This window comes from Hyphomicrobiales bacterium, assembly GCA_030688605.1.
Classification (GTDB): Bacteria; Pseudomonadota; Alphaproteobacteria; order Rhizobiales; family NORP267; genus JAUYJB01.
This window is the reverse complement of record JAUYJB010000145.1, coordinates 1-14,454: the sequence shown is the minus strand read 5'-3', so window position 1 is coordinate 14,454 and position 14,454 is coordinate 1. Positions and strand designations below refer to the sequence as shown.

Sequence of the window (14,454 nt, the reverse complement as noted above, 5' to 3'; positions counted from 1 at the left end):
CTGTTTCGTGCTGTCTGCGGCGTTCCCGGGAGGGCATCGCCGTCCCGTCGGCGGGCTTGTTTTGGCTCATTGCGGCCCTGCGCAGGCGGAAGCGCTCTTAATAGCACGGGGCAGGGGGCGAAAAGCAAGAACAAGCGGTTAAAGCGCCATTGCCCGGTTGGCGGTTGCGGGCTGACCCGCAAGTGGCCATTTAGGAAGGGAGAGCGGCGACTGCAAGGACAGCGGTCCGGGGCGTCGCCGCAAACACCGAAAAAACATGGCCAAGTCACGGATATATCTTGATTATAACGCAACGGCGCCGCTCCGCCCGGAGGCCGCGGAGGCGGTTGCGCACGCGCTCGGCGTCACCGGCAACGCTTCTTCCGTGCATGCGGAAGGCCGCGCCGTGCGCGCCATCGTCGAGAAGGCGCGTGGGCAGGTCGCAGCGCTCGCCGGCGCCGGCGAGGCACAGGTGATCTTCACCAGCGGCGGCACCGAAGCCAATAACCTTACCCTCGGCCCGAACCTGCACCGCAGCGGCGAGACGGCAGGGCTGTCGCGCCTGTTCGTCTCAGGGATCGAGCATCCGAGCGTCTTGTCGGGGCATCGTTTTGCCGGCGAAGCGGTCGAGCTCATTCCGGTGCTGGCGTCGGGCGTGGTCGATCTCGACTGGCTGAAGGCGCGGCTCGAGGCTTTGCCGGAGGATGAGGCATTCCTGGTCTCCGTCATGCTCGCCAACAATGAGACCGGTGTCATCCAGCCGCTCGCCGAGATCGCCGAATTGGTCCACACTTTTGGCGGTTTCGTGCATGGCGATGCGGTCCAGGCGGCGGGCAAGATGGAAATCGATTTGGCCGGACTCGGCGTCGATCTCATGAGCCTGTCGGCGCACAAGATCGGCGGGCCGCAGGGCGCCGGCGCCTTGATTGTCGCCGAGGGCGTCGTCATTGGCGATGGTCTGCTGCGCGGCGGTGGCCAGGAAGCCGGACGGCGCGGTGGCACCGAGAATGTGCCCGGCATCGCCGGATTCGGCGCCGCGGCAGTGGCGGCGGTGGAGGGGCTTTCGGATATGGCGCGGATTGGCGAATTACGCGACGAGGTCGAGGCCGGCGTGTGCCGGATTGCACCGGCCACCGCGATCATTGGCCGCGAGGCTGAGCGTCTCGCCAATACGCTATGTTTTTGCCCGCCGGGCTCGTCGGCGGAGACGTTGGTTATCGCCTTCGACCTCGCTGGTGTCGCGGTCAGCTCCGGGTCCGCCTGTTCTTCGGGCAAGGTTTCACCCTCCCACGTGCTACACGCGATGGGCATTGCCCGCGACACGGCGAAAGCCGCGGTGCGCGTGTCGCTGGGCTGGAGGACGGAGGCGGCCGAAGTCGGACGCTTCCTCGAGGTCTGGTCGGACATCTGGACCCGCGCCGGTGTCCGGGCGAGTGCCGCGTAGCAAAATGGGCGTGGAGAACGTATATTAGTATCTGACCAACCGGCGGCCCTTGAAGCCGCATGGCGTGGAGAGAGAAATGGCAGCAGTTCGGGAGACCATTGAGCAGGTCAAGAGCATCGATGTCGACAAGTACAAGTTCGGTTTCGTCACCGACATCGAGTCCGACAAGGCCCCCAAGGGGCTGAACGAAGACACGGTCCGCTTCATTTCGGCGAAGAAGGGCGAACCCGAATGGATGCTCGAATGGCGGCTTGAGGCCTATCGCCGCTGGCTGACCATGACCGAGCCCACCTGGGCCAACGTCCACCATCCGAAGATCGACTTCCAGGACCTCTATTACTACGCCGCGCCGAAGCGCAAGCCCGGCCCGGAAAGCCTCGACGAGGTCGATCCGGAGCTGCTGCGCACCTACGAGAAGCTCGGCATCCCGTTGCGCGAGCAGGAGATTCTCGCCGGGGTGCAGAGCCGCGTCGCGGTCGACGCTGTGTTCGATTCCGTTTCCGTCGCCACCACCTTCAAGGCGGAGCTCGCCAAGGCCGGCGTCATCTTCTGCCCGATGTCGGAGGCCGTCCGCGAGCACCCCGATCTGGTGCGCGAATATCTCAGCTCCGTGGTTCCGGTCAGCGACAATTTCTATGCGACGCTGAACTCGGCGGTGTTTTCCGACGGCTCCTTCGTCTACGTGCCCGAGGGCGTGCGCTGCCCGATGGAGCTGTCCACCTATTTCCGCATCAACGAGCGCAACACCGGCCAGTTCGAGCGCACGCTGATCATTGCCGAAAAGGGCTCCTACGTCAGCTATCTGGAGGGCTGTACGGCGCCGCAGCGCGACGAGAACCAGCTGCATGCGGCAGTCGTCGAGCTTATTGCCCACGACGACGCCGAGATCAAATATTCCACGGTGCAGAACTGGTATCCGGGTGACGCGGAGGGCAAGGGCGGCGTCTACAATTTCGTCACCAAGCGCGGCGACTGCCGCGGCCGCAACTCAAAGATTTCCTGGACCCAGGTCGAGACCGGCTCGGCGATCACCTGGAAATATCCGAGTTGCATCCTGCGCGGCGACGGCTCGCGCGGCGAGTTCTACTCGATCGCCATCTCCAACGGCCGCCAGCAGGTCGATTCCGGTACCAAGATGATCCATCTCGGCAAGAACACCATCAGCCGCATCATTTCCAAGGGCATTTCCGCCGGCAAGTCGTCGAACACCTATCGCGGCCGCGTCGCCGCCAACCCCAAAGCTACCGGCGCGCGCAACTTCACCCAGTGCGACTCGCTTCTCGTCGGCGACCAGTGCTCGGCCCACACCGTGCCCTATATCGAGGCCAAGAACTCGACCGTCACCCTGGAGCACGAAGCGACGACGTCCAAGATCTCGGACGATCAGCTGTTCTATTGCCTGCAGCGCGGCATGAGCGAGGAGGAGGCGGTGGCGCTGATTGTCAACGGCTTCTGCAAGGAAGTGCTGCAGCATCTGCCGATGGAGTTCGCCGTCGAGGCGCAGAAGCTGGTCGGGATCTCGCTCGAGGGCAGCGTTGGATGAACCGACCGGTTATCAATATTGACGAAGCGGCGTTGAAGGACCGTGCGCACGGCGCAAGCTTTGCCGTGAAATGGGGCCGCCTCGGTCCGGTCCTCGGCCTGACGTGCCTGGGTTGCGCGGTGCATGTGGTTGCGCCGGGAATGCGCGCCTTTCCGTTTCACCGGCATCATGTGGCGGACGAGCTGTTCTTCGTCGTCTCGGGCACCGGCGAATATCGCTTCGGCAAGCAGACCTATCCCTTGCGCGCCGGCGACGTCGTTGCCGCGCCGGCAGGCACCGAGGCGCATCAGATCATTAACACGGGCACGGAAGAGCTTCGCTATCTCGGCATCTCGACCACCGGCAGCGTCGACATCGTCGATTACCCGGATTCCGACAAAGTCGGCCTTGCCGCGGGGGTCAAGGACGCCGATCTCTCCACCGCGACCTATGTCGGCATGGGTCGCCTCACGGCTGCCGACTATTGGGATGGCGAACCCGACGACGATCAATAAGCCATTGGAAAGAAAATGAAATGCTTGAGATCAAGAATCTCCATGCCAGCGTCGACGGGCGCGAGATCCTGAAAGGCATCGACCTTAGCGTGCCCGCCGGCGAGGTGCACGCGATCATGGGCCCGAACGGCTCCGGCAAGTCGACGCTCTCTTACGTACTCGCCGGCCGCGAGGGCTATGAGGTCACCGAGGGCGCGGTTCTGATGGAAGGCCACGACCTGCTTGACATGGAGCCCGACGAGCGCGCCGCGGCGGGCCTGTTCCTCGCCTTCCAGTACCCGACCGAGATCCCTGGCGTGCCGACCATGACCTTCCTGCGCCACGCCGCCAACGCCCAGCGCAAGGCGCGCGGGGAGGGGGAGCTTTCGACCCCGGGCTTCATGCGGTTGGTCCGCGAAAAGGCCGACTTACTGAAGATTTCCATGGACATGTTGAAGCGTTCCGTGAATGTCGGCTTTTCCGGCGGCGAGAAGAAGCGCAACGAGATTCTGCAGATGGCGGTGCTGGCGCCGAAGCTGGCGGTGCTCGACGAGACCGATTCCGGCCTCGACATCGACGCGCTGAAGATCGTCGCCGACGGCGTCAACGCGCTGCGCGCGCCCGCGCGGGCAATGCTCGTCATTACCCACTATCAGCGCCTGCTCAACTATATCGTCCCCGACCGGGTGCATGTGATGCTCGACGGACGCATCGTGCGCTCCGGCGGCAAGGAGCTGGCGCTCGAGCTCGAAAAGAGCGGCTATGAACATTATACCGAGAGCGCGGCCTAGGCTGGATGCCATGAACATGGAGCTCAAACAGGTCAGGACCGAGGCGGAGACGGCGCTGGAAGGCTATTTCGCCGCGCGGCTTGCAGCCGGCGAACCGGCCTGGCTTGCCGCGCGCAGGCAGCAGGCCTTCGCGCAGCTTTCCGCCGCCGGCCTGCCCAACCGGCGCGTCGAGGCCTGGCACTTCACCGATCTGCGCCGGCACATGCGCGCGGCCTTCCCGCCGGCCGACCGCGCGGCGGCCGAGGCTGTTTCGGATGTGGCCGAGGACGATCCGTTCGCCGGCCTTGAGACCGCGCGGATCGTCCTCGTCAACGGCTTTCTGCGCCGCGACCTGTCGCAGCTTGACCTTCTGCCCGAGGGCGTGACGGTTGAGTCCTTTGGCGAGGCGGTGCAGGGAAAAGGCGGCGCGTTCGAGAAGGTTCTCGGCCGTGCCTTGAGCGGCAATGGCGGCGCCATCGCGGCACTTAACGATGCCTTCGCCGAGGACGGGCTCGTTCTCCGCATCGGCGAGAATGTCCAGGTTGCGACGCCGGTCCACCTGGTATTCGTCAACCACGCCGCAACGCCGCACGCGAGCCACGCGCGCAACCTTGTCCTTGTCGGCGCCGGCGCCCGGGCAAGCCTCATCGAAAGCCATGTCGGCAGCGGAGACTATCAGGCGAGCGCCCTGACCGAGATGCTGATCGGCGACGGCGCCGAGGTCGATCACGTCAAGCTGCAGGACCAGAGCCCGGCGGCGACCCATCTCGACCTCATGGCCGCCCGCCTCGGCGCGTCTTCCGCCTTTCGCACCTTCACGCTCGCCAAGAGCGGAAGCCTTGCCCGCAGCGAGCTGCGCGTCACCTTCGGCGGGCCGCGCGGCACGCTCGACGCCAGCGGCGCGCTTCTGGCCCGCGGCAGCCAGCATCTCGACGCGACGCTGTTCGTCGACCATGCGGTGCCGCAATGCGCGAGCCGCCAGCTTTACAAGGCGGTGCTGGACGAGACCGCCCGCGGCGTCTTCCAGGGCCGCATCCTGGTCCGCCCGCACGCCCAGAAGACCGATGGCCGCCAGTCGAGCCGCGCGCTGCTCCTGTCCGAGCGCGCGGAGATGGATTCCAAGCCGGAGCTCGAAATCTTCGCCGACGACGTGCAGTGCGCCCACGGCTCGACCACCGGCCGGCTCGACGAGGAGCCGCTGTTTTATCTGCGCGCCCGCGGCATCCCGCGCAAGGAGGCCGAGGCGCTCCTGGTCATCGCGTTCATCGCCGAGGCGCTGGAGCAGGTCAGAAGCGATGAGGTCCGCGCCGTGCTGCAGGAAATCAGTGAACAGTGGCTCGCCGGGCGGGAGGCGTGAGCATGGCGATGAGCGAGGCAAGGACGAGAACGAGCGCTGCCTTCGATGTCGAGCGCATCCGCGCCGATTTCCCGATTCTGTCGCGCGAGGTCTACGGCAAGCCGCTGGTCTATCTCGACAACGCCGCTTCGGCGCAGAAGCCCAAGGTCGTCATCGACACGGTGAACTACGCCTACAGTCACGAATATGCCAATGTGCATCGCGGCTTACACTATCTTTCCAACACGGTGACGCAGAAATACGAGGATGCGCGCGAAACGGTGCGCAAGTTCCTCAACGCAGCCAGCGCCGACGAGATCATCTTCACCCGCAACGCCACGGAAGCCATCAACCTCGCCGCCTATTCATTCGGCAACATGACCATCGGCGAGGGCGACGAAATCGTGCTGTCGATCATGGAGCACCATTCCAACATCGTGCCCTGGCACTTCCTGCGCGAGCGCAAGGGCGCGGTGCTGAAATGGTCGCCGATCACCGACGAGGGCGACTTCCTGATCGAAGAGTTCGAGAAGCTGCTCGGCCCGAAGACCAAGATGGTCGCCATCACCCACATGTCGAACGCGCTGGGGACCATCGTTCCGGTGAAGGAGGTCATCGCGCTGGCTCACGACCGCGGCATTCCGGTGCTGGTCGACGGCAGCCAGGCGGCGGTGCACATGCCCATCGACGTGCAGGACCTCGACTGCGACTTCTATGCCTTTACCGGCCATAAGGTCTATGGCCCTTCCGGGATCGGCGTGCTCTACGGCAAGCGCAAGCATCTCGACGCCATGCCGCCCTTCAACGGCGGCGGCGAAATGATCCGCGACGTGACCTGCGACTGGGTGACCTATGGCGATACGCCGCACAAATTCGAAGCCGGCACCCCGGCCATCGTCCAGGCGATCGGGCTTGCCACGGCGCTCGACTATGTGTTGGGCATCGGTCACGAAGCGCTCATGTCCCACGAGGCGGACCTGACCCGTTACGCCATGGAGCGTCTGTCGGCGATCAACAGCCTGCGCATCTTCGGCACGACCAAGAACAAGGCGGCGATCGTCTCCTTCGAGCTTGAAGGCGCCCATGCCCACGATGTCAGCACCATCATCGACCGGTCCGGCGTCGCCGTGCGCGCCGGCACCCATTGCACCCAGCCGCTGCTCGCCCGATTTGGCGTGACCTCGACATGCCGCGCATCCTTTGCCATGTATAATACCCGGGCCGAGGTCGATGCGCTTGCCGAGGCGCTGGAAAAGGCGCGCGGCTTTTTCGCCTGAGAACAAGCGAGTGACGAGATGAACAAGCCAACGGATCCAAAGCAGGTTACCGCGCAGACCTCGAAGAAGGCGCCGCCGCACGAGCTGCCCGAGCCCTGTGCGGCGACGGTCGAGGCGGTGAGGAGCGGCGAAGCTCATCCGGGCACGCCGAAGGGTCAATTGACGAGCGCGGAGATCGACCGCATGACCGCCGGCATCGTCGACGCGCTGAAGAGCGTCTACGACCCGGAAATCCCGGTCGACATCTACGATCTCGGCCTGATCTACAAGATCGACATCGACCATGACCGCAAGGTCGAGATCGACATGACGCTGACCGCGCCGGGCTGCCCGGTGGCCGGCGAGATGCCGATGTGGGTCGAAAACGCCGTTGGCGCGGTCGAGGGCGTGCAGAGCGTCAAGGTGAATATGGTCTTCGATCCGCCCTGGACCATGGACCGCATGACGGAAGACGCGAAGTTCGCGCTCAACCTGTTCTGAGCGCGCGCGGCGTTGAACCGCCTGCTCGCGGGGTCCATATTCGAGGCAGTGTCGATTTTCGATTGAGGAGAGAAGTGGCCCATGGCCACCCTGTCACGTCCCAAAATGCAGCTGATGACGCTGACCGATGCGGCCGTCGCGCGCATCCGCGAGCTGATCGCGGCGGCGAGCGGGCCGGTGGCGGGTCTGCGCGTCGGGGTCAAGAACGGCGGCTGCGCCGGCATGGCCTACACCATGGATTATGCGCGTGAGGCCGATCCCGGCGACGAGGTGGTAGAGGACAAGGGCGTCAAGGTCCTGATCGATCCCAAGGCGGTCCTGTTCCTGCTCGGCACCGAGATGGATTTCAAGCGCGACAAGCTCGCCTCCGGCTTCATCTTCAACAATCCGAACCAGGTCGGCGCCTGCGGCTGCGGCGAATCGGTGACGCTGCGCGCCGCCGGCGAGTCGATCGAGGCCGAAATCTCCTGATTTCGGACGAATCCGGGGGTCCCATGCCCCTCAGCGCCGAATACTCAGCCTTCATCGAGGATTTGCTGGCCCCGTTCGGCGCCGTCAACGTGCGGCGCATGTTCGGCGGCGGCGGCGTCTACCATGAAGGCGTGATGTTCGCGCTGATCGCCGACGACACGCTCTATCTCAAGGCCGACGCCGAGACCGAGGGGGACTTTGCCGCGGAGGGTTCGCGACCGTTCGAATATCGCGGCAAGAACCGCCCCATAAGCCTGTCCTACTGGCAAGTGCCCGAGCGGCTCTACGAGGATACCGACGAACTGGCCGAATGGGCCAGCCGCGCCTTCGCCGCGGCCTTGCGCGCGCAGAAGCCTGGCCGCGGCAGCAGAAGGTGAGGACGGGTTCAAGACCCATGCCCTACCTCTTGATATTCCTTATTTTCCTGCTACTCGGGCTCATCGCCACCTGCGCCCTTGCCTGAGAGCAAGAGACTTACGCTTTGCGGTGTCTTCCACTTTTTCTGTAAGCCAACTCAGTCGCGTTCCGTGCGCACCGGGCGCAACAGGAAAGCGGGGACGTGATCGCCGAGCCCGACGACCGGGGAGCCGTCCCTGCCGCCACGCTTGCGCGGCTCCTTGCCGCGCTTTTCGCCGCGCTCGGCGTCGCGGCGGCCGGCCTTGGCCGGCTTGGGCTTTTCGGCAGGCTTGGCTCTTGGCTTCTCCGCTGCGGCGGGCGCCTTTTCCTCGACCGCTGCGGGCCTGCCGTGGCGGCGCCGTTTCTTTCCCGCCGCGGCGCGGCGCGGCGCGCCCCGGCCACGCCTTTCGCCCTCGGGCGCGGCCACGGCTTCACCCGGCGCTGCTCCCTGCCAGGGAATGTCGAGGCCGGTCAGGCTATTGATCGCGCGCACATATTTCTTCTCGGCCGGGGTCACCAGCATGATCGTGGTGCCGGGGCGGCCGGCGCGTGCGGTACGGCCGATGCGGTGGACATAGTCCTCCGCGTGGGTCGGCACGTCGTAATTGAAAATGTGACTGACGTCGGGAATGTCGAGACCGCGCGCGGCAACGTCGCTGGCAACCAGCAGGATGATCTCGCCGTTGCGAAAGGCCTCGAGGGTCGCCGTGCGCGTATGCTGGTCCAGATCGCCATGCAGGGCGCCGGCGTTGAATCCGTGGCGCAGCAGCGAGCGGTGAACGACGGAAACGTCGCGCTTGCGGTTGCAGAAAATAATGGCGTTTTTCACGCCCTCCGCCTTGATCAGGGAGCGCAGGACGGCCCGCTTGGCCTTGGGCTCGCTCTCGGCCGAGACCAGAAACTGGGTAACGCCGGCGACCGTGGTGGCCGGCGGCGTTGCCTCGATGCGCACCGGATCGCGCAAGAAAGAGGCGACCAGGCGCTGGATCTCCGGCGGCATCGTGGCGGAAAAGAACAACGTCTGGCGGCGCGGCGGCAACAGCTTGCAGATGCGCTCGACGTCCGGGATGAAGCCCATGTCGAGCATCCGGTCGGCTTCGTCGATGACCAGGATCTCGACGGTGGTGAGAAGCAGCTTGCCGCGCTCGTAATGATCGAGCAGGCGGCCCGGCGTGGCGATCAGCACGTCGGCGCCGCGATCGAGCTTGCGATTCTGCTCGTCGAAGGAGACGCCGCCGATCAACAGCGCCACGGTGAGCTTGTGGTTCTTGCCGAGGACGGCGAAGGCTTCGGCGACCTGGGCGGCGAGCTCGCGGGTCGGCTCGACGATCAGGGTGCGCGGCATGCGCGCCCGGGCGCGGCCCGCCTCCAGGCGCGTCAGCATCGGCAGCGCGAAGGCGCCGGTCTTGCCGGTGCCGGTCTGGGCGATGCCGAGCACATCGCGGCCTTGCAGCGCGAGCGGGATCGCCTGTTCCTGAATCGGAGTCGGTGTCTCATAGCCCGCTGCCGCTACGGCATCGAGCACCTTCGGGCTTAGACCAAGTTCACTGAAATTCATCAGGTTGCAAAAAGGCCGATTTGCTTGCTGCGCCGGTTATTGCGGCCGCCCCCTGCGGGCACAACGATTTAGGCGCAACGGAACCGATTCACGGGCATGGCACAGTCCATCCGCCCGATTCGCGGCTCGAACTCCTATGATCATTGCTGGTTTGTCGCACGTTTGGCGGTCGGGTTTAAGGAAAAAATCGGTCATCTGCCGATTTACTTAACGCGTCCCGGTGTGGGCGCCGTTGAGCGTCGCGCCGGCAGCGGCCGGCGGCATGCGGGAGGGCCGGCGGCGGGGATCAGGGGGTCTCGGCCACATTCGACCGCTTTGAGTTCAAAATTGTTTTCAAGTTGCGAAAAGGTCACAGCTTCCGCCAGGCCGAGGGCGTATATTAAAGCATGCGGTACCAATGGACTATTGCGAGGCGAAGCATGAAAAAGCTGATCTTGGCCGGCGCTGCGAGTTTGCTCATGAGCGGGGCGGCGGTGGCGACCGACGCGCCTACGGCCGCCGAGCCGATGGCTTCGGGACCAGGCGTGACCTACGATTGGACCGGAAGCTATGTAGCCCTCTTCGCCGGTGGCGGCTGGGGTGATGTCGACGTCCACGACGTCAATGGTTACCAAGGCGCGCCTCCCGTGGGAGATTTCAGTTACGATGCCGACGGTTTTTACGGCGGCGTCCTGGGCGGCTATAACTGGCAGAACGGCAGCTGGGTGTTCGGCATCGAGGGCGAACTCGGCTATCTGGGGCTCGACGATTCGGCTCAGTATCCTCCCTATGTGGGCGTCCGCCTGCCGACTGACAGCAGGTCATCGATCGAGTCGGACTTTTTCGCGTCCCTGACCGGCCGCATCGGTCTTGCGGCGGGGAATATGCTCTTCTACCTCAAGGGCGGCGGCGCGGGCCTCAATACGGACGTATCGTTCATCGACACGGATCCGACGGGCTTAACGCTCGTATCGGGGACGAGCGCCAGCGACTTCATGGTCGGCTGGACGGCCGGCGGCGGGCTGGAGGTCATGTTGAACAACGGCTGGATCGCCCGCGGCGAGTATATGTATATGGATCTCGGCGACATCAATGTGGCCGCTACGGACTCCGGTGCTACGCTTAGGAATTTCAACCATGAGGTAGTGGTGCACACCGTCAAGGTGGCGGTCGGCAAGAAATTCTGAGCCCGGCCACAGCCGCAGCGCGATGGCATCGCGGCCCATGGTCTTGGTACGCCGGCGTATCCGCTAAGCGGGCGCCGGCGCGCTGTTCGGTCCGCCAGCTTCCCTGCCAGCGGATTGATATGCGGCCGTCGGGCATTTGCGTTTCGATTTCGGTCGTTCCGCCGCCCTCCGCGGCCCCCGATTCCTGATTCTGCCGATCGCCCCGAGCTTCGCCATCGATGCCGGCTACCCCGGCATCGATCCGGCAGGCGCAGTCCAGCCAACGGCGCCGCTGCCTGCTCTAAGGCAGCGAAATCTCCGCGATAACGGGCAGGTGGTCGGAGCCGATCGCCCGCCCGTTTCGCACCTCGACGATGCCAATGCCGCCGCGGGCCAGGACATGGTCGATGAGGAATTGCGGAAACAGCGGCCGCTGCGCCGGCCAGGTGGCGCCGAATGTGCGGCCGCGCACCATTCCGGTCGCCAGGGTGAGCCGGGTCATGGTCCACGACCACGGCGTAGTGTTGAAATCGCCGGCAAGCAGAAGCGGACCTCGAATGGGCTTCAGCGCCGCGATGAGACCGTCATAGTCGGCCCGCTGCCAGCTGGCGTTGAAGGGGCGGGCCATGTGTACCCCGTAGAAGGTGAATTCGCGCCCGTCGACATTGAACCGCGCGGTGACGGCGGGAGGGTTCGCATCGCCGCGGAGCATGGTGCGGGGCTCGATCATTTCCCGCTTCGACAATAGCGCCAGGCGGCACAGTCGCTGCCTCATGCAGTCGACCCGATAGGGATAGAGATCTCCGAGGTTGTCCAGCATCGGCGCCAGCGGCGTGTTGACCTCGAGCAGCAGCACGAGATCGGCGTCCTGGCGGCGCAGAAAAGTCTCGATGCGGCCGGGCTCGGCGTTGCGGCCCCAGACGTTGAGCGACACCACCTTGAGCACCGGATCGGCATCATCGGCCGTCGCCTTCAGCGCGAACGCCGGCGCGGCGAGCACCAGATTGACGAGCGCCAGGGCAAAGGCTCCCATCGCCAGCCGGCGCGCGCGCAACAGCACAAAGACCAAGATCAGCGCCACCGCGGTCTCCAGAAAATGCAGCCGCAAATGATTGATCAGGTCGAAGGGCGCAAACAGCGGCGCCAGCAGGCCGGCAAGCGTGATGACGAACAGTGCCACCAGCGCGAGGCCGAAAAACAGGGTCAGAAAGTGGCGCACAACGCTCGCTCAAATGTCGAGCGTGGCGGCGTCGGCGAATTCGGCGCGCTCTTGAATGAAGCTGAAGCGCGCCTCCGCCTTGGTTCCCATCAACCGGTCGACGGCGCGCGCCGCCTCCGTCTCCGCCTCCTCGGCCAGCACGACGCGCAACAGGGTGCGCTTGGCCGGGTGCATGGTCGTCTCCTTGAGTTGCGCCGGCATCATCTCGCCGAGGCCCTTGAAGCGGCCGATCTCGACCCTGCCGCGGCCGGTGAATTCGCGCGCCAGCAGTTCCTCCTTGTGCGCGTCGTCGCGGGCATAGACGGTCTTGCCACCCTGGCTGAGGCGGTAGAGCGGCGGCACGGCGAGATACAGGTGGCCGGAGCGGATGAGCCCCGGCATCTCGCGGAAAAAGAAGGTGATCAGCAAGGAGGCGATGTGCGCGCCGTCGACGTCGGCGTCGGTCATGATGATGACTCGTTCATAGCGCAAGTCGCTTTCCCGGTAGTGGCTCCCGGTGCCGCAGCCAAGCGCCTGGATCAGGTCGGCGAGCTGTTGGTTCGCCTTGACCTTGTCGCCGCCGGCGCTGGCGACATTGAGGATCTTGCCGCGCAGCGGCAGGATCGCCTGGCTTGCCCGGTTGCGCGCCTGCTTGGCCGAGCCGCCGGCCGAATCCCCCTCGACGATGAAGATCTCGGTGCCTGCGGCCGATTGCGCCGTGCAATCGGCAAGCTTGCCGGGCAGGCGCAGTTTGCGCGTCGCCGCCTTGCGGCTGACCTCGCGCTCCTGGCGCCGGCGCGCCCGCTCCTCGGCGCGCTCGATGATCCATTCGAGCAACCGCGTCGCCTGCGCCGGGTTTTGCGCCAGCCAATGGTCGAACGGGTCGCGCACCGCCTGCTCGACGATGCGGGTCGCTTCCTGGCTCGCCAGCTTGTCCTTGGTCTGGCCCTGGAACTCCGGCTCGCGCATGAACAGCGACAGCATCGCGCCAGCCGAGCCCATCACGTCGTCGGAGGTGATCTGCGCCGCCTTTCTGTTGCCGGAAAGCTCGCCATAGGCGCGCAGACCTTTGGTGAGCGCTGCCCGCAGGCCTGCCTCGTGCGTGCCGCCGTCGGCCGTCGGCACGGTATTGCAGTAAGACGAGATGAAGCCGTCGTCGTTGAACCAGGCGACCGCCCACTCGACGGCCCCGTCGCCGCCGTGCCGCTTGTTGCCGCCGGTGAACAGATCGCCGGTGACCAGCGTCTTGCCGGCGATCTCGGCGCTGAGGAAATCCTTCAATCCGCCGGGGAAGTGGAAGGTCTGGCTCGCCGGCACGCCGTCGCCGGCATTCAGCAGCTCCGGCGCGCAGGACCAGCGGATCTCGACGCCACCGAACAGATAGGCCTTCGAGCGCGCCATTGTGAACAGGCGCCTGGGCGAAAACCGCGCGCTCTTGCCGAAAATCTCCGGGTCCGGCCGGAAGCGCACCGCGGTGCCGCGGCGGTTGTGCACGGGGCCGAGATGCTTGAGCCGGCCGGTCGGCTTCCCGCGCGCAAAAGTCTGACCGTAGAGCTGCTGGCCGCGCGCGACCTCCACTTCAAGTGTCTCCGACAGCGCGTTGACGACCGAGACGCCGACGCCGTGCAAGCCGCCCGAGGTCTCATACGCTTTCGAGTTGAACTTGCCGCCGGCATGCAGCGTCGTCATGATCACTTCGAGCGCCGAACGGTCTGTGAATTTCGGGTGCCGGTCCACGGGGATGCCGCGGCCATTGTCGCTGACGGTCAGGAACCCGTCGGCGGCGAGATTGACCTCGATCCGCGAGGCGTGGCCGGCGAGCGCCTCGTCCATGCAATTGTCTATGACCTCGGCGAACAGGTGGTGCAGGCCCTTTTCGTCGGTGCCGCCGATGTACATGCCGGGCCGCCGGCGCACCGGCTCCAGCCCCTCGAGCACTTCGATTTGGGCGGCGTTATAAGCGGCTTCGGACAAGGTCTTGCCTCCCCGCGCGCCTGCTGGCGCCGGCGGCGGGTCGAGATCGTCGAACAGGGTTTGGATCTTGGGCATAAGCTACTGGAAAGCCGCTCAGGTTAACAACCGTTTAACGCGATTCGCGCGAAATCATGGCATTTCCGCGGCCCTTAGGCGAGGTCGAACGGGGGACGCCAGCATGGATCCAGTCTCCCTGGCTTGGTCCTTACGGCTGCGCTAACGTCGCTAGAGCGGTTCATGGTTATAGGGGATCAATTCGATGGGCCAAATCGGTTCATCCGGGCAGGCGCGGCGCGACGCGCGATACGGGATATCGGGCGAGCGCCGCAACGAACCCGGTGGGCCGATTTGGCCCACCGAAGGCCGGGTTCTTTTGCGCCGTGGCGGTGTTGCGGCTGTTGGCCGATGCA

12 protein-coding genes and 1 pseudogene are annotated in these 14,454 nt (G+C 65.3%); 10 read left to right on the top strand and 3 right to left on the bottom strand.

The window, feature by feature from the left end:
- Positions 1 to 256: 256 nt before the first annotated feature.
- From Q8P46_15205 to Q8P46_15165, 9 genes are all read left to right on the top strand, one after another.
- Positions 257 to 1,423 carry a cysteine desulfurase family protein gene (locus Q8P46_15205; GenBank protein ID MDP2621493.1) on the top strand — a complete coding sequence of 389 codons (1,167 nt, stop codon included), beginning with the start codon at positions 257 to 259 and terminating at the stop codon, positions 1,421 to 1,423.
- Positions 1,424 to 1,499: 76 nt separating this feature from the next.
- Positions 1,500 to 2,966: a Fe-S cluster assembly protein SufB gene (gene sufB / locus Q8P46_15200; GenBank protein ID MDP2621492.1), complete on the top strand. Its 1,467-nt coding sequence runs from the start codon at positions 1,500 to 1,502 to the stop codon at positions 2,964 to 2,966.
- On the top strand, positions 2,963 to 3,460 hold the full coding sequence (locus tag Q8P46_15195; protein ID MDP2621491.1) for a cupin domain-containing protein: 498 nt from the start codon (positions 2,963 to 2,965) through the stop codon (positions 3,458 to 3,460). Before sufB ends, Q8P46_15195 begins: the two co-directional genes overlap by 4 nt.
- 20 nt (positions 3,461 to 3,480) lie before the next feature.
- Positions 3,481 to 4,230, top strand: a complete 750-nt coding sequence (gene sufC / locus Q8P46_15190) for a Fe-S cluster assembly ATPase SufC (protein ID MDP2621490.1) — start codon at positions 3,481 to 3,483, stop codon at positions 4,228 to 4,230.
- A gap of 10 nt (positions 4,231 to 4,240) precedes the next feature.
- Entirely contained in the window at positions 4,241 to 5,566 is a 1,326-nt protein-coding gene (sufD, locus tag Q8P46_15185; protein MDP2621489.1) for a Fe-S cluster assembly protein SufD, read from the top strand.
- An 8-nt stretch (positions 5,567 to 5,574) separates the two neighbouring features.
- The gene (locus Q8P46_15180) at positions 5,575 to 6,822 is read left to right on the top strand and encodes a cysteine desulfurase (protein MDP2621488.1); all 1,248 of its coding nucleotides are present in this window, start codon (positions 5,575 to 5,577) and stop codon (positions 6,820 to 6,822) included.
- Between the two features lie 18 nt (positions 6,823 to 6,840).
- Positions 6,841 to 7,302: an SUF system Fe-S cluster assembly protein gene (locus Q8P46_15175; protein ID MDP2621487.1), complete on the top strand. Its 462-nt coding sequence runs from the start codon at positions 6,841 to 6,843 to the stop codon at positions 7,300 to 7,302.
- An 81-nt stretch (positions 7,303 to 7,383) separates the two neighbouring features.
- The gene (sufA, locus tag Q8P46_15170) at positions 7,384 to 7,773 is read left to right on the top strand and encodes a Fe-S cluster assembly scaffold SufA (GenBank protein ID MDP2621486.1); all 390 of its coding nucleotides are present in this window, start codon (positions 7,384 to 7,386) and stop codon (positions 7,771 to 7,773) included.
- Positions 7,774 to 7,796: 23 nt separating this feature from the next.
- A complete protein-coding gene (locus tag Q8P46_15165; protein ID MDP2621485.1) occupies positions 7,797 to 8,150 on the top strand; it encodes a TfoX/Sxy family protein in 354 nt (117 codons plus the stop codon).
- Positions 8,151 to 8,287: 137 nt separating this feature from the next.
- Here Q8P46_15165 and Q8P46_15160 read toward each other — a convergent pair whose 3' ends face one another.
- Complete coding sequence (locus Q8P46_15160; protein MDP2621484.1) at positions 8,288 to 9,727, bottom strand: DEAD/DEAH box helicase; 1,440 nt, start codon at positions 9,725 to 9,727, stop codon at positions 8,288 to 8,290.
- A 419-nt stretch (positions 9,728 to 10,146) separates the two neighbouring features.
- Here Q8P46_15160 and Q8P46_15155 point away from each other — a divergent pair, with 419 nt between their 5' ends.
- Positions 10,147 to 10,893: an outer membrane beta-barrel protein gene (locus tag Q8P46_15155; GenBank protein ID MDP2621483.1), complete on the top strand. Its 747-nt coding sequence runs from the start codon at positions 10,147 to 10,149 to the stop codon at positions 10,891 to 10,893.
- 280 nt (positions 10,894 to 11,173) lie between these two features.
- Here the strand turns inward: Q8P46_15155 and Q8P46_15150 are convergent, their stop codons facing one another.
- Positions 11,174 to 12,091: an endonuclease/exonuclease/phosphatase family protein gene (locus Q8P46_15150; protein MDP2621482.1), complete on the bottom strand. Its 918-nt coding sequence runs from the start codon at positions 12,089 to 12,091 to the stop codon at positions 11,174 to 11,176.
- Between the two features lie 9 nt (positions 12,092 to 12,100).
- A pseudogene (gene parE / locus Q8P46_15145) lies at positions 12,101 to 14,029 on the bottom strand (DNA topoisomerase IV subunit B).
- Between the last annotated feature and the right edge of the window lie 425 nt (positions 14,030 to 14,454).